Origin of the sequence: Neglectibacter sp. CSJ-5 (assembly GCF_032490475.1) — a bacterium.
Taxonomy (GTDB): Bacteria; Bacillota; Clostridia; order Oscillospirales; family Acutalibacteraceae; genus Hominenteromicrobium; species Hominenteromicrobium mulieris.
Genome location: NZ_JAVYJC010000007.1, coordinates 86833 through 107500 on the forward strand (window position 1 = coordinate 86833; position 20668 = coordinate 107500).

Sequence of the window (20668 nt, forward strand, 5' to 3'; positions counted from 1 at the left end):
AGCCGTGTCTGACATCAAAACGAGAGATGCGGTCAAGAAAACGGTAAAGGTGATCGACAAGTCGGCGGTGGCTGCCGAGCGGATGAAGAATGCCTATATCCGCACCAAAGACAAAGCGGAGCACAGCGTTTTTGCGGCGGAATCCTCTCCCGAAGAATACGCCGCCGACCGCACTTTGACCGGGACGGAAACGACGGTGCACGAAACCGCCCACGGATTAGATAAGGCCGGCCGCAAGGGTGTAAAAACCGCCAAGGAGAATATCTCCAAGGCAAAGGACTATTTTCAGCAAAGAAAAACCGACTTACCGAAAAAGCAGGCGCAAGACGCCATGCGGCGGGTGCGCTGCTCTGCCGATGCCACGCAAAAGACGATCAAGACGGTGGACCGCAGCGGCAAGGCCATCAAACAGACGGCAAAATCTACGGGTAAAGCAGCGGTCAAGACCACGCAGAAAACCATCAAGACCGCCCGGACGGCCATAAAAACGACACAGGCTGCGGCTAAAACAGCACAGAAAACCGCACAGGCTACGGCAAAAGCCGCCAAAACTGCGGCGCAGACTGCCCGTGCAGCAACAAAAGCGACTGCGGCAGGCATCAAGGCGGCGGTCAAGGCTACCGCTGCCGCCGTCAAAGCCATCATTGCCGGAACAAAGGCGCTGATCGCCGCTATTGCTGCAGGCGGGTGGGTTGCGGTAGTTATCATCCTTGTGATTTGCGTGATCGGGCTGATCGTCGGCTCTTGCTTTGGCATCTTTTTCTCCGGTGAGGACAGCGGCACGGGACAGACCATGCGGCAGGCCGTGCAGGAGATCAACGCCGACTATCAGTCGCAGATCGACATCACAAGGGCAAATCTCACCTACGATGAGCTGGAAATGTCCGGCTCCCGTGCAGTGTGGCCGGAGGTGCTGGCGGTGTATGCCGTAAAAACCACCACCGACCCCGATGATTCGCAGGAGGTCGCCACGGTGGACGACAGCAAGAAAGCCATTCTCAAAGATATTTTTTGGCAGATGAACGAGCTATCTTCCCGCACCGAGAGCAAGACCGAGAAAGTCATCACCGAAACCGACGACGGTCATGGGAACATCGTGGAAACCACTACGACGGTCACGCGCACCTATCTCTATATCACGGTCAGCCACAAAACAGCCGAGGAAATGGCAGAGCATTTTAACTTCACCGCCGACCAGCGACAGCAGCTTTCCGAACTGCTTGCCGAGGAAAACCGCAGGTTGTGGTCTGCTGTTCTCTATGGTATTTATTCCGGGGATGATGCCATCGTCATGGCGGCGCTGTCGCAGGTCGGCAATGTGGGCGGTGAGCCCTATTGGTCGTGGTACGGATTTAACTCCCGTGTGGAATGGTGCGCCTGCTTTGTTTCGTGGTGTTTTAACGAGTGCGGCTATCTTGATACGGGAACCGCCCTGAAATTTGCCGGGTGCGTCGGCGGCGTTGAATGGTTCCGCAGCCACGGGCAATGGGCGGATAACTCGGTTAATCCCTCTCCCGGCATGATCGTTTTCTTCGACTGGAACGACCCGAACGGCGCATCCGGCCCGCAGGACGGCGAAGCCGATCACGTCGGCATCGTGGAAAAATGCGAAAACGGCATCGTCTACACCATCGAGGGCAACTCCGGCGACGCCTGCCGCCAGAACCAATATCCCGTGGGGTATTATGAGATCCTTGGATATGGGATCTTGAACCCATAGGAAACCAGCCGTCTGAGTTAGGCGGCTGGTACATAATTTAGCAATGTTCCTTCGCAATACAAGTAGGTATACAGTGCAGTGAAATCTTCAAACATAATTTTTGCTCAATTCAGACAATATTTCGGCATAAGTGTCAACTATATGCTATTGTATAGACAGAAAATTCAGGTTTCGGCTATATATAACTTGAAACTTGATTTTGCAAGCAGTGGTGGCCACCACAGACAAAAATATTTTTTAGCGAAAGGGTGACAAACTCAATGAAACCAAAAAGACTGTTAGCGTTGTTGATGGCTGTTGTAACGGTGGTATCCGTATTTACGATTTCCGCCAGTGCGGCTAATACCGAGGACACTTATTACACGTATTCTTGGAAAAGCAATTCCCGGTATGACTACACGCCCACCCGAAAAAAGACGAACGCGACTCCGGTTTATCTCAAAACTCAGGAGTACACACTGCCTTATAACGGATATTATGCCAAAACATTATATGGCATAAGCTCACAGAGCGCGAATCTCTCCGCTTCGGCTTCGGAGTATTGGATTAACAACTATACCGCTTATGTAATTCGAGCAAACGGTACTTCGGTTTCTCAAATAGGAAAATACGTACGTATCCGGGGTCATTATTCTGACACAACCTATTCGTGGGGTGACTGCAAGATTGCTTGGAGCCCAGATACAACCAATGCTTCCAATTACACCTATCTCAACTAAATAGTCAGATGTTGCTGTGTGCTGAAAAGTACACAGCAACATGCTATTTATACGTTACATAAACTTAGAATTCTGAATCTATTTGAATGTAGATTTTTATATAATCTTGTAAATCAACTCAATTCAGGAGTTAATATCATGAACAAAAAAGCTATAATTTTCACTGTTGCAATTCTTATTCTGCTGGTCGGTGCATCGGTTATTTATTTTACCATGGATCGATCAAGTGAAGCAGAAACGGCAAATTCATCATCTATGTCAAACATTGAACCCGAAAGCTCAAATTCTCAATCAGCGATGCCAAGTGATTCACAGGCGGAAAATGAATCGCAAGAAAGTAAATCCGAAACAACTTCATCGGAAATAAGCTCACCGGAAGCCGATGCCCTTATACGGACTTTTGCGGAAATAGGTGAACCCTATACGCTGCACAGTCGGTACTATAATCAAGGCGAAGCAAAAACAGAAGATGCACCGGGGCTCGGTTGGGATGGTGACTTGGAGCTTTGTGTATCCGATGCTGAAATTAAAGAATACTCCGAAAGCAACATCAAATATGATAATAAATCGCTCTGGGAGTTTTATGCGTCCGAATTTGAAGACCCGTGCATACTGCATGTAGAATTATCCCTTAAGAATGTTGATGCAGAAAACAAAAACGGCGTAAAATATAAATTCAACGCCAATATGTTTGTACTTAGCGCGTATGAAGATCTCCTTCCCGAGAATCAGAACAACCCGGAGGGGTATACAACCGTCGGAAATTATTATTCTGCATACGAGACCTATTTTGATCCACACGGTCCCGGAGACGATTACTGGAGCTTTGAATTACAGCCGGGCGAAACACAAAATTTCACAATAGAGTTTTTGATCGACCGCGTATATTTATCGCAAAAAGATCCGTTCTTAGCCATCACCCCCGGCAGAGAAATCTTTTACGGCGTTATGCTGCGTGATTTAGCAAAATGAAAGGATAGCCCACATGAAAAGTCTTAGGCACTTTCTGCAAAATGAGCTCTACAATTTATTTCACAGCAAATCATTTCTATTTGTGCTGCTGATTTTACTTTTAATCGTAACAGCAGATGATATTTTGGCTTATAAATCATATAAAGATAATTTACAGCTTACTCTTACAACTGTAGACTTGCAGGCAGACGGCACTTTTGCCGAATACCCTTTCCTGCAAATCTACACTCTTTATAATTCGTGGATCGGCGGTCGAGCCAATGAAACGCTGCCGATGGTTTTCTTTTATACGATGCCGGTTTTTGTCGTTATCCCGTACAGCTGGTCTTATCTTGCGGAAGAAAAGAACGGATACGACCGCATTATGGCATCGCAGCTTGGAAAAGCTTCTTACTTTTTAGGAAAATATGTCTCCACGTTCCTTTCAGGGGCTTTAACGGTTTTGCTGCCGATGCTTTTTAGCTTTTTGCTTGCGTCATGCCTTGTGCCGGCTTATCGCCCGGATATAAACTTTGCCTTATATTATCAAGTAAGCGCAACTAAGCTGCTCGGAAACCTCTACTACGCTCACCCGTTATGCACAGCTTTCCTGAATATGCTGATGATCGGTATATTCGCCGGTGCATGGGCGACGATTCCGTTTGCACTTTCATTCTTTGAAAAAAATAAATTTGTGGTTCTTTTTGCACCATATCTTGTACTGCTGTATATCATCGCATCTTTGCAAAAAGCATCCGTATACCGCTCATTTACCGAAACCTCTGTTCTAAACTACATTTGGATGACCAGTTCATCATCCAATCAATCTATCGTAGTCTATGCGATTATGATGGCATTACTCATTCTTCTGCCGCTCGCTATTGTTTTGGAAAGGGGAAAAGACGCAGATGTTTATTAAATTTTTGGATCACGATCTGCGCTACGGCATAGGGCACGCTAAAAAGCGCTTGATTGTTACATTTATTATGTTCTTCTTCCTTTCAATTTACCATTTCTGGACGCTGCGCATTTTCGAGCTCACAGATCCGCAATATTTGGAATCTCCTGTTACAACGGCAGACTATTTCTTGGCATTGATTGGCGGCTGCGGCAAGGTGAACCTGATCTCCGGTGCAGAAAACGATTTCGTAATGCCGACGATGTGGTTCGTATTCGTTTTGTGGATGCAGTTTACTTCTCTGTATTATCCGTTTGCAGAATTAAACGGCATAGGCAAACAGCTAATGGTGCTCTCCGGCAGCAGAGGAAACTGGTGGCTTTCAAAATGTGTTTGGACGGTCATCAATACCGCTGTTAACTACCTGATCGTTTTTGCGGCCAGCACGGCTGCCGGATTATGCTTTGGAGCAAAGCCGAGTATGCAGGCAAATTGGTATGTTTCGAGAGAGCTCTACATGAAAGTAGACGACCTAACGAGCAGCACCACTTGGAATATTTGGTCGGTATTTTTAATGACCGGCTTCACCATGATCGTACTCGCATTGGTACAGTTGATCTTATCTCTCATTTTGAAACCGGTGCAAAGCTACTTCGTACTTGCCGGCTATTTATTCGCAGGCGCCTATATTCAAAGCCCGGTGTTTTTTGGTAACTATGCCATGGGTGCAAGAAACGCACTGCTTGTGTCAACCGGTCTGACCATGCCGTTCGGTATATTATTGGGAATATGGCTCGCTGTGCTTAGTATCGGTATAGGGTATTTTGTGTTCCAATATCGAGACATTCTCGGCTCAGACCTATCGTAGTCATGAAAAGGAGTAAGCCTATATGGAAATCGCAATAAATCATGTTACAAAAACGATCAAGAATATTACCGTCATTGAAGACGTCTCGCTCACCCTTACAAGCGGTACGATCTACGGTCTGCGCGGTGTGAACGGCTCCGGTAAAACTATGCTTATGCGGTTAATCGCCGGACTGATCCGCCCGACGGAAGGCACGATCGCGATTGACGGCAAGATACTCGGAAAAGATATTTCTTTTCCACCGGACATTGGCATGCTGATTGAAAACCCGGCATTTATCGATCATTATACGGCGGCACAGAACTTAAAGCTGATTGCAAATATTCACCGAAAAGTCGGGGAGGAACGTATCCGCGAAGTGTTGGAGCAGGTTGGACTCGGCGCGGATGATCCGCGAAAATACAAGCAGTTTTCACTCGGTATGAAGCAGAGATTAGGCATTGCCGGAGCAATTTTGGAATATCCTGCGCTGCTTCTGATTGATGAGCCGACAAACGCACTGGATACAGACGGCATAGAAATGGTGAGAGATCTGCTTCTTGAGCAAAAACAGCGGGGCGCATTGGTTATTCTGGCATGCCATGATTTTTCTGTTCTGCGTGAGCTGTCCGATGAAATTTACCTTGTACGGGAAGGACGTGTAACGCCGTATGAAACGCAAGATAAGAGTGAGTAAAACGCTTTCGGTCATTCTTTTGTCCGTTGCATTGGTGCTTTGTGCATGGCGCATCTGGTACGTTAATGCAACAGCCTATTCATTTGAAACGCAGGAATACGGCATCGGCGAATGGATTCCCCTAAACGGTGATTTTTTCTACTCAAAAGAAGAAAATACCAATGGGTATTCTGTTCGTGTTCGCGAAGCGGAAGTAGTGCGTTACGAAGATTTTATGCAGCGATTCGGCAAGCCTGTCGATTATCTTGCAGAAAACACACAGCATGACGTGGTTCTGCTGACCGTTGATTTCAAAAATGAAAACAATACGGACGGCGGCGTTTTTATCCGCGATTTTAACCTTTTGAATGAAGCGCAGTCCGCTTACTTCAATAAGAGTGAAATCTATATGAAAATCGCAAACCCGGATCTTAACTCAAAAGCAGATGGCATCTCTGTGATGCCCGGAACGGAAGCTTCTCTTTATATGGTCTACCCAACATCCGGCCGTGCAGATGGCGTGACTTACCTTGAGGAACAAGCCGGAAAAGAGCAAATCGTTATGTACCTAAATGTCAGCTTGTACCCAGTGAAAAAATGCGTGCGTATGGTTCTTCCGATGCCGTAAAAATAAAAACCGCCTGCTCATGTATCAAAATTAGATACATAGCGGGCGGTTTTATATGGAATATGAAATAAGAAGTTTATCCTACGTGTTGATGTATTTATTAGGCATTTTAATATAGTAATACGCTTCTAATGGCAGTAAAGTTTGAGTGACTGATCGGTAGGCTCTCTTGATTATCCAACTTAACTTCTGCATCAGCAAAGCAAGTCACATGATCTATATTTACAAAGCAGCTTCTGTCTATAAATAAAAATCTACTGTCATTTATTTCTTTATAAATCTCTTTTAACGGTAATTGAAGATGAAAATTGCCGTTCTTTGCTTTGATCATGGTTATACGATTAACTCGCTTTACGTATAAGACATTATCTAATGGAATTCGGATAATTTCCGAATAATGAGAAAACGTGTAGTATCCTTTTTGCTTTTTAGAGGAAATTTCCAGTGCAGTGCAAAGTGCTTCCGGCAGATCCGAAAACAAATTGTGTGTGGATAGATACCGAAATGCGCCTACCTGATACCCCAGCCGAGTAAAATCATAGTCGAGAAACTTTGAAAAGAGAATGACGATAGTGTCCGTAGCGGTTTTTCGTATTTCCGAAAGTAAACGAAAATCTTCATGTGGATGAGCATCAATTTCGACCATAAGAATATCGAAGTGAATTCCATCTACCATATCATCACGAAGCGATGCTAATTGCTTATACTGTTCAATCGAAATACACTTGGTTTCATTTTTATATGTTTCTACAAAGCTTTGAATATGAGATTTTATTTTTTCCAATAGTTCGCAGTTTTTTCCGCAAAGTGCTAAACGAAACATGATTATACCTCCCGTCCGCACCGATCGTATTGTAAATTTAAATGAAAGTTGAGAACCACTCAGACCTTCTGGCATAATGGTTTCACCACAAAACACATATCTCCCAAAAAGGAAAAGGGTTCTCATGATGAAATCATATCACATTCAGTGTCCAAAATGCAACAACGATCATTCATTTTATCGTTACGGCAAAGATCCCGATGGGTATCAGAAGTATCTCTGCAAGAGGGGCGGCTTTTAGCTTCATATTATCATTCTTCTTTGAGTTTGTACGTATTTTTGCGCGAATTGATTATTTTGTTGATTTAGTCCATAATTAGCAAATCCAAATCAAGCTTTTTTGTAGGCCAAGCGTTTTTAATACTTTTAGAGAAAAACAACCATCATTAACGCAGGCTCATCCAATATTGTAATACGGCTTAAAAGCAGCGGAGGTCCACTTGGTTTCGGCGAGCTTTCCGGGCGTAGTGTCTCCATCGGCTCCGGAGAGGCCACCGGGTTTGGAGTTTCCGTTGGCTCCGGTGTAAAACTCGGTTCTGCCGTCGGCATTTCTGATGACGCAGACTCGTCTGTGAATTCCGTCTCGGATGATTCAATTTTGTCGGTGTCTGTTTCTGTTACAGCAGTTGCTTCATCATCCGCAGCATTTATCGTCTGTTGATCCTCAAGTAAAGGATCCGCAGTAGTTTCTTCGTCTGTATCAGCCGGTTCCTCCTCGTCGGACGGCTGATCAGACGCGCTATTCTCCGCATCATTTTCCGTCGGCATTTCGGATTCAGGTTCTTCCGTAGGCTCAGGAGTAGGAACAGAAGTAGGAGTTGGCGTAACTTCATCAGTTGCCCCTACATATTTCCAATCCAATTTATATTCGCCTTGCTGAATCGAAATAAATTCATCCTGAAGCGTTTGTTCCGCAAAACGAACCTGAAAATCATTTGCCGCATTTGTATATCCCGCCGCATCTTCAAAGGCTTTACCTTCATATTGCAGCGAATTGTCGATATCTTTCCATTCTCCGTTTTCCAAATAATGAACAGGCTGGGCATATATGACTGCCTGAACGCTATGATCACTTAAGAGGAATTGTTTTATCTATAATTGCCACTTCTACCCCACGATTTTCACCTCCATGCCCCCATACGGCATTTCATTTTCAGATAAATGTATCTCAAACGCCACGGGGTTCGTTTCTCGGCGCAATGCACCGATGAGCACTTTGCCTTCCTGCTCGGTCGAAAAGATCTTTTCCGATTCCACAACATGCAAAAAATACGCCTTGCCGAACGCGCCGTCCTCCTGCTTTACGGTGTAAACGCGGTAGCCTCTCTGCCGATTACCATAAACGGCTTCGCGCGGCACAACGCCGTCTTCCACACGCATCAGCGTTACGGTAGGTAATGCGTTTATGTGCGTGGTCTGTGCGTAGACCGTCATGCACAGCACAAACAGAAAATATACCGCGCCGAGCGCGCAAAAGATTTTCACGCGCAACTTCACTTTTCGCTTCATTTTGCACCTACACTTTCAGCTCAGAGAGCACAACGCCCTCGATCAAATGATCCTGCCCGAGGAAAAACACCAGCAGCGCCGGTATAAGATAAAACACAGAGACCGCAAAGAATATGCCCGGCGCTTCCGACACCACGTTCGCAAGGTACACGGAAAGCGGGTTTTCATACGTTTTGCGAATAAACACCACCGCTTGGTCGACGATATTCCAGTTATCCGCAAAGAGCAAAACGGTCAACGCCGCCACGACCGAGGACAAATTTGGCCACACGATCAGTCTGTACGTTTGGTACGCCCCCGCGCCGTCCAGCGCTGCAGCTTCTATGCAGGAGGTCGGAAAATTTTTTAACTGCTGCCGAATGAGCACCACGCCAAGCGGGTGAAACACCGCCGGTAATATAATCGCGAGCACATTGTCCCGAATATGCAGCCAACCCGCCACCACGAAGTTCGGCACAAGCAAAAGCTGCGCCGGCATCAGCATGATGACGATGTACACAAGAAACAGTGCTTCCTTGTGCTTCCACATGACACGCTCAAAACCATACGCCGTCAGCGGCGCCAAAATCGTTTGCCCAAGCAAAACCGGGATCACGATTGCAACGGAATTCCAGAACATTCTCAGGTACCCCGGACTTTTCAAAAACAGCTCGCGGTACTGCCCTAAATCGAACCGTTCGGGGAGAAGTCCCACACGCACAAAATGCACACCACGCGAAGCGAAATCCGCTTCGTTTGCGGGCAAAATCTCCGCCGAATACCGACTGATGATCTCCGCACTGCTCATAAATGAGTTGGAAATGACAAACAGCACCGGAAATATCGCTACACCTGCGAGTAAAGCCAAAAACATGTAGGAAGGAATAGAATATTTTTTCATGCTCGCCCCCTATTCCAGCGCGTCCGAAACGCGCTTTTGCAAACGGAACACCACGAGCAGCACTGCGCCGATGCACACGAATAGAATGTACGCAATGCTCGAAAGCCGCGGCAGGTTGAGCGCCGCGAACAGATTGTTCATGTAGTGCTGGAGCATGTAAATATCCGGTCCCGGGTATGCGCCGAACAGCATGTAAATTTCTTTGAACACCTTAAACGCGTTGACGACCGACATCAAAAACACCACGAACGTCGTCGGCGCAAGGTATATCCACGTCACCTGCCGAAACTGTGCCAAGTGTCCGCCGCCCTCCAGCGCCATCTGCTCGTAATACGTCTTCGGGATCCAGTTGAGTCCCGACCAAAACAGAATTGTGTTGTAACTCACGGTCTTCCACAAAAACACGAATACCAAAATCGCCATGCGCCCGTTTAATTGTATCAGCGATTCATGCGGCACGCCAAACAGCACCAGCGTGCGGATCAAAAGCCCGTTTTGGTCGAATAAGATCTTCCAAAAATACGCGCCCGTGCCGCTCGGCACCACAAGCGGTAATAATAGGCACAGCGATAAAAGCTGCCGCCCGCGGCTGATCTTCCGCAAGCAAAGCGCCGTCAAAAGCGCCAAAGCCATGCCGAGCGGCACCGTCAGCGCCATGAAGATCAGCGTATTTTTCGCCGCCGTGCGGAAAAGCTCGTTTTGCAGCACGTCGATAAAATTTTGCAGCCCCACAAATTGCCCGGAGCCGATGTTGTCGATCACCGCATAATACGCCGCATAGAGAAACGGAACGCAGTAAAACACCGCAACACCGAGCAAACTCGGCGCCAAAAACAACCAGTAGATTTTTCGATTCTTCTTCATGTTCTCTCCCCTTTCGGGCTGTGTCACTCCGCAAAATACTGCTCTGCACTCGCCTGTAATTTCGCCGCCGTTTCCTCCGCGGGCGCTTTGTCCGCTGTTAGGTACGCATTCACCGTTTCGTACAAGGACGCATACAAGCGGTCATCGATCGTCGGGATTGCATTATATTTTTCCATAATCGCATCAAAGTTTTCGAGCGCGCTCTCGGCTTCTTCCTCTGTGAAATTAAACTGCCGCTGCAGCATCAATACCGTCAAATTGCGGTCATAGGCGCGATTGATGCTATACGACCACGCCGTGACGTTATCGATATACTCCGTGAGGTCGCCCGTTACAAAATCGATATACGTCCACGCGTTTTCAGCGTTTTTACTTTCCGTCGGGATCGCAAGCGTGCAGAATTTTTCCAATAACACGTCGCCATTTTCGAGTGCAAACGGTTTTGGGTCGTTCACCGTCTCTTTCGGGTACCCCACCGGGAACGCGAGAGACGGTCTCGGCACGCTGTTATACACCGCAAAATAATCGCTGAAATTGTCCGAACCCGAAGTCGTGTAGTCGCTGTCCGGCGCAAACGCAAAATCGTACATATTTTCTAAAAGCTGCACACATTCCGGTGTGTCGAAGCGCGCCGTTTTCTCATCAAAATCCAAGAACGCGGAAAGCTCGTTCATGACCGCAGAAGCCTTGGGATACTCTTTGATCATGTAGTATTCCGAGCCTTTTTCTGCTTGCTGCGTCCAGTCATTCAGCGTGGAAAAGCTCAACGTTTCCGGCAACTCTACACCGAGCGACTCTGTCATTTTCTTGTCCGTCCACACCGCCATCGGCAACACCGTGACCGGCATTTCATAAAGTTTTCCGTCCACGCGGTATGTGTCCACCATGTTTACATAATCTTCTTGCGCATTATTGTCGTAAAACACGCCGAGGTCACGCACCAGCCCGCTGTTTGCAAGGTCGCGCACAGATAAAAGCTGTGTGTCCAGCAAATCGATCTCCTCGCCGCCCACCAGCGCAAGCTGCACCTTTTCGCGGTAGCCGTTCTCTGGGTACGTCACCGTCTCCACCGTCACGCCGGGAATTTCCTCCGCGAACAGCCCGCTGAACCGCTCGTAATGCACGGCGGAATACTGCGGGCACACCAGCGTCCATGTGCCGGAAAGTGTATTCGCGTCTTCACTTTCCGTGCTTTCTGCAGAAACGCTCGGCTCCGGCGTCGCCGCCATATTTTCGCTGTAAATATCATCCGCATTTGAAGCACAGCCCGCAAGGCAAAGCAAATTAATAGCTACTAGTATGCTTATAATCTTATTTTTCATTTATATTGTCTCCATAAAGTCACAAATTTGTGGCGCTAAAAATTCATATGATAAACTGGCTATCCGCGGTTCGATAGCCAGTTTATATGCTATATTTTAAGCAATTAGATGTTTTAGAATGCATTTTATGATTTCACTCCCCTTTCCCGCTCAAAAGCAGGATGGGCTCCGTTTTCAAATTTCGGTTCACAAGTACCAGCGAAAGCAAAAAGATGAACACAAGCAAGCACACTGGGATGAATACATACACCGCGACCGGCACCGTCGCGTCCGTTTCCGGCTCCATGACTTCCGTCTGGCCCTTCGCCCAAATGCTGAACGTGGTGTCGATCTCCTCCGTCTCCGACTGTGCCGTATCCGTCAGCACATCGCTTTGCAGCAGAACTGCACCGATGCCGACGCCGATGACAGACGCTACCAACGCCAAAACCAAAATCCCCGCCATCAGCGATACGCGGCACTGCGCCTTGCTCATGCCCAAACTCCGCTCGATCGCCGTGCGCTTTTTCTGCTTGACGATAAAGAAGTAGAGCAACAAAACCACAATGCCCACGACCGCGATCAAGCCGCCCGCAAACAGCAGCACCGCAGACATCCGCGCGTTATTTAAGCTCGTCATAAGGTCTCCGTAGCCGTTATCGTCATAGGTGATCGTGAGCTCGCTTGTCTCCGGCACGGCCACACGCAGCGCCGCGTCGAACGACTCGATCGTGCCGTTTGGCAGCATGAATGAAGTCGTCACGCTGTTCATCGGGCTGTAATACGCGATGTTGTCTTCGTCGCTCGCGTCAATCGAATTTTTCGGCAGAATGAGCATCCAGGAGGCGATGTCCGGGCGCTCCGCGATGCGGTCTTTCATCGGCTTATACAGCCCGACGATTTCATATTCCGCCTGCCAAAACGATGCATACGGCTCGCCCTCGGCGTTCAAGGGACTGAACACATTGCAGTACGTCGTCCATTCGGAGTAGCTCGGCGGCGTGCCGTACAGCGCCATGTTGAGCGGCACCGTGACGGTATCGCCGACATTCAGCAAATTTTTCTGCGCAAGGTCCTGCGGCAGCATGCACACCCGCGCGCCGCTTTTAAATTCTTCTTCCGTAATCTCTCGCCCATTCGTGATGGTCACCTGCTGCTCATGGAACGTCGTCAAAAGCTCAAGATCTTCCACCGGCAGCACCGGGAACAGGTGCTCCGCCTGCTCGTTCACGGCGACCCAATTCAGCCAGATCTTCCCGCGCGGGCTATCGTAGAACCCGTCCGTCACTTCTTCTGCACCGACGGGCACGTGATACCCGGGGTAATAATACGTTGCGGGCACAACGCTTTTCCACACGCCGTCTTCTTCATAGACCGCGTGCGCCCCGGCGAGCGCATCGCTCTGCATCGGCATGCCGTCCGCACTGTACTGCGTCGTGTACGGCATGGAGAGAAACGCGTATTCCGTTTTTTCGCCTTGCGCGCTCACCACGATATTCTCGACGACCGTTGCAATGTATGTTTTTCCGAGTTCAAATGTCGGCTTTTCCTCCGCAAAATGCGCGCAGATCTCAATTTCGTTGCCGACCTGCATCGGTGGAAAATACGGCGTGGTTTCGTGCTTATAGAGCACATTCGTCACGCGCACGGTCGTCTTGCCGTCGTTCACCGCAAGCGGCGTGAACTCCAAAATGTACACCTCGTCGCGGTAGCCGTAACGACTGTTCGTGTTGTTCAGCTCCGGCATCACGGAGAGATAATACGCGCGGTTCCGCGGCGCGATTTTGTACTCCGCACCGTCAAAGTTCAAAATGTCCGGCGACAAAATTTCTTTAAACGTCTGCACCGTGTAGGTGTTCAGGTAGTCGGAGCACGTGTTCGTGACCGGCATGGTCGCTTCACTTATCGGCTTCTGCGTCACGGTGCCGACCGTCTTAAATTCGCCCTCCGCCGCATCGATGCGCGCGTTCGTCCGGATCAGCAGTCCCGCGCCGAGCACGAGCAAAACCGTGCTCGCGGCGAGCAACAGCAGGAACAAGAGGGCTTTTACAGGCGTGCGAAGGAGTTGTTTGAGGCTCTTTAACATTCTACCGCCAGCCTTCCGTCCTGCATTTTGTAGACGACGTCCGCCTGCGCCGCGATGCCCGGGTCGTGCGTGACGACGATCACGCAGTAATTTTCATCCTGCACGAGTTTTTTGAGCAAGTCAATGACGACCTTGCCGTTCTCCGTATCGAGGTTGCCCGTCGGTTCATCCGCGAGGATGACTTTCGCGTCGGACGCCAGCGCCCGCGCGATGGCAACGCGCTGCTGCTGACCGCCCGAGAGCATCGCCGGCAGCTTTCGCGGGTCAACGTCTCCAAGGCCGACCGAATTTAAAAGCTCCTTTGCGCGCACTTTCGCCTCTTTCGTCGGCTTCTTTGAAATTTGCATCGGGTACATGACGTTCTCTAAAATGTTCAATGTTGGGAATAAGTTGAAAGATTGGTAGATCACCGTCACATTTTCGCGCCGGTGCCGTTCGCTGCCGATTTCTTTCAGCGTCTTTCCGTTCGCGATGATCTCGCCATCGCTCGGCGTACCGAGGCCCGCCAGCATGGAAAGCAGCGTCGTTTTGCCGCTGCCAGACTGCCCGACGATGGCATAAAATTTTCCCGCCTCAAACGTGCAGGAGACATTTTTTAACGCCTGCACCTTCTGGTATTTGCTCTGGTAGGTATAGCTCACATTTTCCGCTGCCAATACGTTCATACATGCTCCCCCTTAATCAACCTGTGTCAATAGCGTCAGTGTGTCGAACCGCAGCAGGCACAGCAAGGCCGCAGCCGTGCCCAGCGCCGCACAAAGCGTGAACAGCCCGAAGATCGCGTGCGCGGAAAGTGCCGGAATGTGCAAAGCCGCGCTCAAAATCGGCAAAATCACCGCGCAGCCAAGCATATCCAAGAGCACTGTGCTGATGAAATTCGGCGCGGCGCACCGCCATTTTGATACGCCGAGCGAGCGCGCAATGGCCATATCCCGCCGTGTGCTGCGCATGGTCAGGAATGTCGTCAGCACCACAAGCCCAATGATAAGCGCAAAAAACGGCACGAGCATGCTTTGGAACAGCGCGATGTTCTGCCGCAGGCGGCTCGCCGTTTTCACAAATAGCTCGTCCTCCACGGAGAGCGCGTCGCCCGCGTTCGGGTCCTCCGCACTCGGGTTAATGTCCATAAAATATTTCTGCATTTCGGCTTTAAAGTCCTTCAAATGCGTGCTGTCGACTACAAGCGCGCTGCACGAATCGTACAAAAACGATACGCCCGCAGTTTCTGCTTCTGTGCGCAGGAAATTGACTGGCAAAATCACGTCCGCACCGCCGGGCGCGCTGTGCGTGCCGATGATCTCAAGTGCCGCGTTGCCGATCATCTGGTAGATCGTGCCGTTCATGGACTGCCGCACCGTGTAAATCTCAAGCGAAAGCGTATCGCCCGGGTGCAATCCCGTTCGCTCCGCGTAATCCTCGCCGATGACGCACTGCGCGCTGTCGCCGCTCAAAAACGCCGCGCTTTGGCCGTCCGCAAAATGCAGATTGTCTGCCGAAAGCTCCAGCGCCTCAAGCGAATTCCCCGCGCGCACGATCGTGTCGCCGCCGAGGAACATCTCCTGCGCGCGCACCTCCGGGCTGAACGCCCCGGCCGCCACGGCGGTGCATCGCACATCGTGCACGCCCGCCTCTGTCAAGTGGTCAAACGGCTTCGCCTCAATGTTCAGCCCCGCGGTTTTCGCGCCGTTTCGGCTCGTGATGCGCACTGTCACCGGCACGGAGTCCGAAAGGCTTTGCAGCGCTGCCTTGTTCACGCCGATATTCCCCACGTAAAACGCCATGCAGGCCGCAAGCAGCGCCGCAATGCACAAAACCAGCACGCTCCGCCCGCGACTGCGCAGTTGATACTTCACTTGTACAAACATCAGCATATATCCTCCACAAAAATTAGCCACATATCCGTTATAATCTATGACTTAATTATATAATGAATTCATATTAAGTCAATATCTAATACACAAAATGACAAAAACAAAACATGAAATTACGTATTGATGAATATTTGCACCCAAACTCACAGCTTCAATTTTTGCTTATATATCTAATAGTGACTTAAAGCAGAAAAACAGCTCAAGAATCCGACATTTCAATCAGATTCTTGAGCTGTTCATTAAATACTATGAGTTTTATTTGGTCAAATGAATCACACTGTGAAATCTATTTTCCTCATTGCTATAATACATTCTCGATACTCCGTGATAACGCTGTACCGCTTGTTTGACACTTTTTAGACCTACACCGTGGTGTTCTTTATCTTTTTTCTTCGTTTTTATATTTCCATCTTCATCCATATCCGGAGCAGAATTACAAGAATTAATAACCGTAATCAACACTCCAGTTTCCCCTTGCTGCGTAGCAGAAAGTTTAATATATTTCTCACTGGTATTTTTTGCTGCCTCCTCAGCATTAGTAAGCAGGTTATCAAAAATTGCTGTAATATCATAAGCTGATATAAAATCTACTGAATGCTGTCGAATATCAAAACTAATATCAATTCCTAATGACTTGCAAATAGCAGCATGATGAATTAAAATCACATTTAAAACAGAGTTATCACTCCATCGAACAATTTTTTGTAATGCTGGATCCTGTTCCATGCCTGAAAGATAATCTTCAAGTTCACTGTAATTTTTTGATTCAAGAAGACCTTTCATTACCTGCATATGGCCGCGTATATCATGTATTAAAACACGCTGATGATCGTAATGCTCTTCCAGTATTTTATAGTTTTTTGTATTTATTTCAGCTTTCTGAGCAATTAATTCCAACTTCAAACGATCATTATATATTTTTTGTATATGATTATAAACAACAGTTACCGAAATGTTAACTAGCAATAAAGCAAGAACGCTAACAATCATTAAAACACCAGTGACCGGCTCTATCTTCGTTGTCATTCCGATATAAACAATTGTTGTAACAATAATCGCTGACACAATTGGTAGTATGGCAAGTAAAAGAACCATGCTTCCATCAATAATACTTCTGGTTGGCTTAGTAATATGCACACCTATTTGCATCGCAAAGAAATATAAAAGTCTTCCCAAGACCGCAAAAGCAATCATTACCGGAAGATCATAACGATATGCACCAAAATCATGAGAAATTAGTGATAACAATACTGCAGCTAAAATCTCAGTCCCCCCCATAACAGATGTTAAATATCCAATTTGGAGAAACCCTATCCATTTTTTGCAAGTAAAATTCAAAAAAAGTAAAACACAATTTATAACAAAAAAAGAAAGCAAATTGATAAGCACATCTTCTATCTGAGATATTACGAATAACGCGAAGTATCCTATTAAAAATGAAACAAGCAATATTCTAAGTTTGCTTTTACGCTTGAATACTTGTTCAAAATATATCCAAGCTGTAAAACCTTCAGAAATAAAAACAAATGCATAACAGATTAAAGCCCACATCACTGCATGCCCTCCATATACACAAGATACTTGTTTTTAAATTCGGAATATCGCCGACTTGCTAAATATGCATTAATTTCCATATCCTTATATTTCAATTTAATTATATCTTTACTAAATGATGCTACATACTTCATATTGACAATATAATTTCGATATGAAGCATAAAAGCTAGGAATTTTGAGTTCTTCTTGCCAGGATTGGATTCCTTTTACTGAAATCACCTCACCGTCTACCGTACAAATTTTCGTTACCCTCTTTTGCCCTTCAAAACAAATAATATCTTCTGATGAAAGTGTTACCACTCCATCCTTTGTTTCAACTGGGATACGAATACTTTCGATATTATATTGATATATAGCATCCTTTAAATTCTCAAAAAGTCGATTTTTATTAATTGGTTTAGAAAGGTAACGAAAAACACGGAAACGCATAGCTTCGTCTAAATAATCCGGATAGGACGTCACAATAACGATTTTTGTTCTAGGGTTTCTTTTCATTAATTCTGCCCCAACATAAATTCCGCTTCGTCCCGGCATTTCAACATCCAAAAACGCAATATCTGCCTTTTGTTCTGCTTTGAGTAGTTCTTCGCCGCTTACATACACTTTCATCTCCGGACGTTTCAGCTTTCCCTTTTCAAAATATTCGCAAACGTATTTCTGAAGTTGAGCTAAAATTTTCGAATCATCATCACAAAAAAGAATTCGCAAAGCTACATACCTTCCTCCTACATGATATTTGATTATATCATGACTTGGAGATTTTGTCACTTTCTACTTTCTGTTCTCTCAACTCTACAAAATGTTGCACAAGCTGCATAATCATCTCTATTTCTTGATCTGAGCACTTTTGCAACAAGTCAGAAGCATCCTTTGAAACTCGATTTGAATGCATACTCCCCAGCAGCAAAAAATCAGGTGTCACATTAAGTTCATCGCAAATTTTCACAAATAGCGCGACACTGGGAGTTGCCTTTCCGTTTTCAATTCCAGACATATGATTGTTTGAAATATCCAGTTTTTCTGCCAAAATATTTTGCTTTATCCCTAACTTCTTTCGTCTGTCAGATATTCTTTTCCCAATTTCTTTCATATTTAAATTCATAATATCTCGACTGCAAATAATACAGCCTGGTTTCTGCATCATAGTAGTAGCCGCGGTAGCGGATGGGGTTGATGTTTGCGATGTGGTTTGCATCAGTAATGGCTTTGCCGCTTGCATCGGTAACGGAGAGCGTATTGCCCCATGTGTCGTAGATGTACCGCGCAAGCAGGTTGCCCTTGGTGTCGTAAATCTGATCCACGTCGCCGGAAAGGGTGCAGCGGACGATGTAGTTTGTTGTAACGCCTGCCGCGTTTTTATACTGGATGCCGCTCAGCACACCGAGTGCATCGTAAGTATACCGCAAAATCACGCCGTTCGAGCGTTTTTCGCCCAACAGCTGCCCGTTCACATACTGATACTGTGTTGTCACGCCGCCCGCCGTTTTTTCAAGGCGCAGACCGTCAACGTCGTATTTATATGTGTTCTGCTTGCCGTTCTGCGTCAGGCTTGTCAGCTGCCGCCCCGTCCACGTCATCGTCATGCCGTCGCGGTAGGTCAGCGGATTGCCGATCTCATCATACGTAATGCTCTGACCGTTGTAGGACGTCATCAGATCTTTCCAACCGGTCTGCGCATACCCGTACTGAATCGTTCTCGCCGCTAGAACTACAAAATTACTTAGCAACTGTGTAACCACGCGTGTTAATTAACGATCAAATCCTCACAAACTACTATTATAAGCACCTGACAAAACTTGCCTAAACGGATATTACGACACTTTTCAGAAACTTTCTGAAACCTCTTTTAATTCTTGTGCTTTTTGATTTAATTCTAAATTGTCACATAAATTTCATTTGGACCAATATACTCATTCACAACTCTCCAACGAACTTTTGATGCACATATTGTAGTACCCGTATAGCTTTCTATTTCCTTTAATGATAACCCACCACAATCGCACCAATAAATACAATCTTCTTTAAAAATCATAGTTGCATCAAGTATTTCACATGTATAGTTTTCGTCATTTGGAAATAAGTTTAAATACTTTAGTCCTATAAATTGCATTTCAATCACAGATAAGTTTTCAAACTGTCGTTGAATAATCATACTCAATATTCTTTGCTTATTAACTGGGAACATACTCAATTTTTCGTTTACATACGCACCGCTAATATACTTAAGTTCTTTTAAGCAACTATCGTGAAACCCATATATCATATTCATAAAGTTACCTAAATCTTTTTCGTTTGCAATTTCATTCCACATATGTTCTCTCCTTTGGTTATCCAAGAATCATAATTAGCCCTTCGCCCACACCAGCACTAAGTGGTCCAAAAAGGAAATCATCCGCAACCCCTATGCCTGTAACATCATCAGCAGCAACAGCTATTATACTCACGGCGCATATGACAACCAATCCTACTCCAATTACTGGTTCCCAATTCATTTTGTAAGAAGGATCAGGTGGAAGATGTTCTTTCTCTCTTCCATTTTCTCCCCATTTGTGATCGTGTGGAAAAGGCATATTCCCTGGATGATTATAGTCCCTATCCCTTTCGGGATTTCCATCTGGTCCATACCATCGCTTCTGTTTTGGTGTTCCATCTGGATTTGGCAAAGTTTGACTTGAACCGGGTTTTCCTTTTGGAGGCAAGCTATTAGAGCTTGCTTTTATTATATTTGCAACCAATGATAGCGCAGTCTTGACTGCACTCACAGTTTTTTTTAGTCGTTGCGGCCAATGACCAGTGTGATCTCTCATATTCACCGGATTATTCATGCAATAAGAGAAAAGGTTATAACCACGAACATCTCCACCAACACCGGCAATCACATTATCCGCATTAATCCATCGATATGTTTTCGAATCGTAATAACGGCTGGATACATAATACAGTCCCGTCTCCGCATCGAAGTAATACCCTCGGTAGCGGATAGGGTTGATGCTGGCTATGTGGAGCGGGTCGGTTATGGCTTTGCCGCTTGCATCGGTAACGGAGAGTGTGTTGCCCCATGTGTCGTAGATGTACCGCGCAAGCAGGTTGCCCTTGGTGTCGTAAATCTGATCCACGACGCCGGAAAGGGTGCAGCGGACGATGTAGTTTGTTGTAACGCCTGCCGCGTTTTTATACTGGATGCCGCTCAGCACACCGAGTGCATCGTAAGTATACCGCAAAATCACGCCGTTCGAGCGTTTTTCGCCTAACAGCTGCCCGTTCACATACTGATACTGCGTTGTCACGCCGCCCGCCGTTTTTTCAAGGCGCAGACCGTCACGTCGTATTTATATGTGT

The 20668-nt window shown here is 46.8% G+C and carries 22 protein-coding genes and 1 pseudogene; 8 read left to right on the forward strand and 15 right to left on the reverse strand.

From position 1 onward, the window contains the following. Nucleotides 1-4: 4 nt before the first annotated feature. The 7 genes from R2K26_RS13095 to R2K26_RS13125 all read left to right on the forward strand — a co-directional run bounded on the left by R2K26_RS13095 (nt 5) and on the right by R2K26_RS13125 (nt 6439). Nucleotides 5-1720: a CHAP domain-containing protein gene (locus R2K26_RS13095; RefSeq protein ID WP_316522299.1), complete on the forward strand. Its 1716-nt coding sequence runs from the start codon at nt 5-7 to the stop codon at nt 1718-1720. 260 nt (nt 1721-1980) lie between these two features. After that, nucleotides 1981-2439, forward strand: coding sequence for a hypothetical protein (locus tag R2K26_RS13100; protein WP_316522302.1), 459 nt, complete (start codon nt 1981-1983; stop codon nt 2437-2439). A 138-nt stretch (nt 2440-2577) separates the two neighbouring features. Beyond that, complete coding sequence (locus R2K26_RS13105; protein WP_316522307.1) at nt 2578-3411, forward strand: hypothetical protein; 834 nt, start codon at nt 2578-2580, stop codon at nt 3409-3411. A 13-nt stretch (nt 3412-3424) separates the two neighbouring features. Next, nucleotides 3425-4309 (forward strand): hypothetical protein, encoded by an 885-nt coding sequence (locus R2K26_RS13110; RefSeq protein WP_316522311.1) that lies wholly within the window; start codon nt 3425-3427, stop codon nt 4307-4309. Continuing rightward, entirely contained in the window at nt 4299-5156 is an 858-nt protein-coding gene (locus R2K26_RS13115) for a hypothetical protein (protein WP_316522314.1), read from the forward strand. The genes R2K26_RS13110 and R2K26_RS13115 overlap by 11 nt, the downstream gene beginning before the upstream one ends. Before the next feature lie 22 nt (nt 5157-5178). Beyond that, a complete protein-coding gene (locus R2K26_RS13120) occupies nt 5179-5832 on the forward strand; it encodes an ATP-binding cassette domain-containing protein (RefSeq protein WP_316522318.1) in 654 nt (217 codons plus the stop codon). Next, nucleotides 5807-6439 (forward strand): hypothetical protein, encoded by a 633-nt coding sequence (locus R2K26_RS13125; RefSeq protein WP_177645584.1) that lies wholly within the window; start codon nt 5807-5809, stop codon nt 6437-6439. The genes R2K26_RS13120 and R2K26_RS13125 overlap by 26 nt, the downstream gene beginning before the upstream one ends. A 109-nt stretch (nt 6440-6548) precedes the next feature. Here R2K26_RS13125 and R2K26_RS13130 read toward each other — a convergent pair whose 3' ends face one another. Next, complete coding sequence (locus tag R2K26_RS13130) at nt 6549-7262, reverse strand: LytTR family transcriptional regulator DNA-binding domain-containing protein (RefSeq protein WP_316522322.1); 714 nt, start codon at nt 7260-7262, stop codon at nt 6549-6551. A 124-nt stretch (nt 7263-7386) separates the two neighbouring features. Between R2K26_RS13130 and R2K26_RS13135 the strand changes: the two are divergent. Continuing rightward, nucleotides 7387-7491: pseudogene (locus tag R2K26_RS13135) on the forward strand (IS1 family transposase); the annotation flags it as partial. A gap of 137 nt (nt 7492-7628) precedes the next feature. Here the strand turns inward: R2K26_RS13135 and R2K26_RS13140 are convergent. From R2K26_RS13140 to R2K26_RS13205, 14 genes are all read right to left on the reverse strand, one after another. After that, on the reverse strand, nt 7629-8288 hold the full coding sequence (locus R2K26_RS13140; RefSeq protein WP_316522325.1) for a hypothetical protein: 660 nt from the start codon (nt 8286-8288) through the stop codon (nt 7629-7631). A gap of 81 nt (nt 8289-8369) precedes the next feature. Continuing rightward, nucleotides 8370-8771, reverse strand: coding sequence for a hypothetical protein (locus R2K26_RS13145; RefSeq protein ID WP_316522328.1), 402 nt, complete (start codon nt 8769-8771; stop codon nt 8370-8372). A gap of 7 nt (nt 8772-8778) precedes the next feature. Next, a complete protein-coding gene (locus tag R2K26_RS13150; protein ID WP_316522331.1) occupies nt 8779-9651 on the reverse strand; it encodes a carbohydrate ABC transporter permease in 873 nt (290 codons plus the stop codon). Nucleotides 9652-9660: 9 nt separating this feature from the next. After that, entirely contained in the window at nt 9661-10515 is an 855-nt protein-coding gene (locus tag R2K26_RS13155) for a sugar ABC transporter permease (RefSeq protein ID WP_316522334.1), read from the reverse strand. A 23-nt stretch (nt 10516-10538) separates the two neighbouring features. Next, nucleotides 10539-11837 (reverse strand): extracellular solute-binding protein, encoded by a 1299-nt coding sequence (locus R2K26_RS13160; protein ID WP_316522338.1) that lies wholly within the window; start codon nt 11835-11837, stop codon nt 10539-10541. Nucleotides 11838-11970: 133 nt separating this feature from the next. Continuing rightward, nucleotides 11971-13902: an FtsX-like permease family protein gene (locus R2K26_RS13165; RefSeq protein ID WP_316522343.1), complete on the reverse strand. Its 1932-nt coding sequence runs from the start codon at nt 13900-13902 to the stop codon at nt 11971-11973. Then, nucleotides 13896-14567 (reverse strand): ABC transporter ATP-binding protein, encoded by a 672-nt coding sequence (locus R2K26_RS13170; protein WP_316522349.1) that lies wholly within the window; start codon nt 14565-14567, stop codon nt 13896-13898. Before R2K26_RS13170 ends, R2K26_RS13165 begins: the two co-directional genes overlap by 7 nt. A 12-nt stretch (nt 14568-14579) precedes the next feature. Next, nucleotides 14580-15767 (reverse strand): hypothetical protein, encoded by a 1188-nt coding sequence (locus R2K26_RS13175; protein ID WP_316522351.1) that lies wholly within the window; start codon nt 15765-15767, stop codon nt 14580-14582. Nucleotides 15768-16028: 261 nt separating this feature from the next. Next, nucleotides 16029-17324, reverse strand: a complete 1296-nt coding sequence (locus R2K26_RS13180; protein WP_316522357.1) for a GHKL domain-containing protein — start codon at nt 17322-17324, stop codon at nt 16029-16031. Then, nucleotides 17324-18037 carry a LytTR family DNA-binding domain-containing protein gene (locus tag R2K26_RS13185; protein ID WP_316522359.1) on the reverse strand — a complete coding sequence of 238 codons (714 nt, stop codon included), beginning with the start codon at nt 18035-18037 and terminating at the stop codon, nt 17324-17326. The genes R2K26_RS13180 and R2K26_RS13185 overlap by 1 nt, the downstream gene beginning before the upstream one ends. Nucleotides 18038-18074: 37 nt before the next feature. Beyond that, on the reverse strand, nt 18075-18473 hold the full coding sequence (locus R2K26_RS13190; RefSeq protein ID WP_316522362.1) for a helix-turn-helix transcriptional regulator: 399 nt from the start codon (nt 18471-18473) through the stop codon (nt 18075-18077). Beyond that, nucleotides 18391-18981 carry a hypothetical protein gene (locus R2K26_RS13195; RefSeq protein ID WP_316522365.1) on the reverse strand — a complete coding sequence of 197 codons (591 nt, stop codon included), beginning with the start codon at nt 18979-18981 and terminating at the stop codon, nt 18391-18393. The genes R2K26_RS13190 and R2K26_RS13195 overlap by 83 nt, the downstream gene beginning before the upstream one ends. A gap of 221 nt (nt 18982-19202) precedes the next feature. After that, on the reverse strand, nt 19203-19640 hold the full coding sequence (locus R2K26_RS13200) for a hypothetical protein (RefSeq protein ID WP_316522367.1): 438 nt from the start codon (nt 19638-19640) through the stop codon (nt 19203-19205). A 16-nt stretch (nt 19641-19656) separates the two neighbouring features. After that, the gene (locus tag R2K26_RS13205; RefSeq protein WP_316522373.1) at nt 19657-20616 is read right to left on the reverse strand and encodes an RHS repeat-associated core domain-containing protein; all 960 of its coding nucleotides are present in this window, start codon (nt 20614-20616) and stop codon (nt 19657-19659) included. Between the last annotated feature and the right edge of the window lie 52 nt (nt 20617-20668).

Coding starts and splice junctions, on each gene's coding strand:
- R2K26_RS13100 (WP_316522302.1), top strand. CDS start 1,981: ATGAAACCAAAAAGACTGTTAGCGTTGTTGATGGCTGTTGTAACGGTG.
- R2K26_RS13105 (WP_316522307.1), top strand. CDS start 2,578: ATGAACAAAAAAGCTATAATTTTCACTGTTGCAATTCTTATTCTGCTG.
- R2K26_RS13110 (WP_316522311.1), top strand. CDS start 3,425: ATGAAAAGTCTTAGGCACTTTCTGCAAAATGAGCTCTACAATTTATTT.
- R2K26_RS13115 (WP_316522314.1), top strand. CDS start 4,299: ATGTTTATTAAATTTTTGGATCACGATCTGCGCTACGGCATAGGGCAC.
- R2K26_RS13120 (WP_316522318.1), top strand. CDS start 5,179: ATGGAAATCGCAATAAATCATGTTACAAAAACGATCAAGAATATTACC.
- R2K26_RS13125 (WP_177645584.1), top strand. CDS start 5,807: ATGAAACGCAAGATAAGAGTGAGTAAAACGCTTTCGGTCATTCTTTTG.
- R2K26_RS13130 (WP_316522322.1), bottom strand. CDS start 7,262: ATGTTTCGTTTAGCACTTTGCGGAAAAAACTGCGAACTATTGGAAAAA.
- R2K26_RS13145 (WP_316522328.1), bottom strand. CDS start 8,771: ATGAAGCGAAAAGTGAAGTTGCGCGTGAAAATCTTTTGCGCGCTCGGC.
- R2K26_RS13150 (WP_316522331.1), bottom strand. CDS start 9,651: ATGAAAAAATATTCTATTCCTTCCTACATGTTTTTGGCTTTACTCGCA.
- R2K26_RS13155 (WP_316522334.1), bottom strand. CDS start 10,515: ATGAAGAAGAATCGAAAAATCTACTGGTTGTTTTTGGCGCCGAGTTTG.
- R2K26_RS13160 (WP_316522338.1), bottom strand. CDS start 11,837: ATGAAAAATAAGATTATAAGCATACTAGTAGCTATTAATTTGCTTTGC.
- R2K26_RS13165 (WP_316522343.1), bottom strand. CDS start 13,902: ATGTTAAAGAGCCTCAAACAACTCCTTCGCACGCCTGTAAAAGCCCTC.
- R2K26_RS13170 (WP_316522349.1), bottom strand. CDS start 14,567: ATGAACGTATTGGCAGCGGAAAATGTGAGCTATACCTACCAGAGCAAA.
- R2K26_RS13175 (WP_316522351.1), bottom strand. CDS start 15,767: ATGTTTGTACAAGTGAAGTATCAACTGCGCAGTCGCGGGCGGAGCGTG.
- R2K26_RS13180 (WP_316522357.1), bottom strand. CDS start 17,324: ATGTGGGCTTTAATCTGTTATGCATTTGTTTTTATTTCTGAAGGTTTT.
- R2K26_RS13190 (WP_316522362.1), bottom strand. CDS start 18,473: ATGATGCAGAAACCAGGCTGTATTATTTGCAGTCGAGATATTATGAAT.
- R2K26_RS13195 (WP_316522365.1), bottom strand. CDS start 18,981: ATGACGTCCTACAACGGTCAGAGCATTACGTATGATGAGATCGGCAAT.
- R2K26_RS13200 (WP_316522367.1), bottom strand. CDS start 19,640: ATGTGGAATGAAATTGCAAACGAAAAAGATTTAGGTAACTTTATGAAT.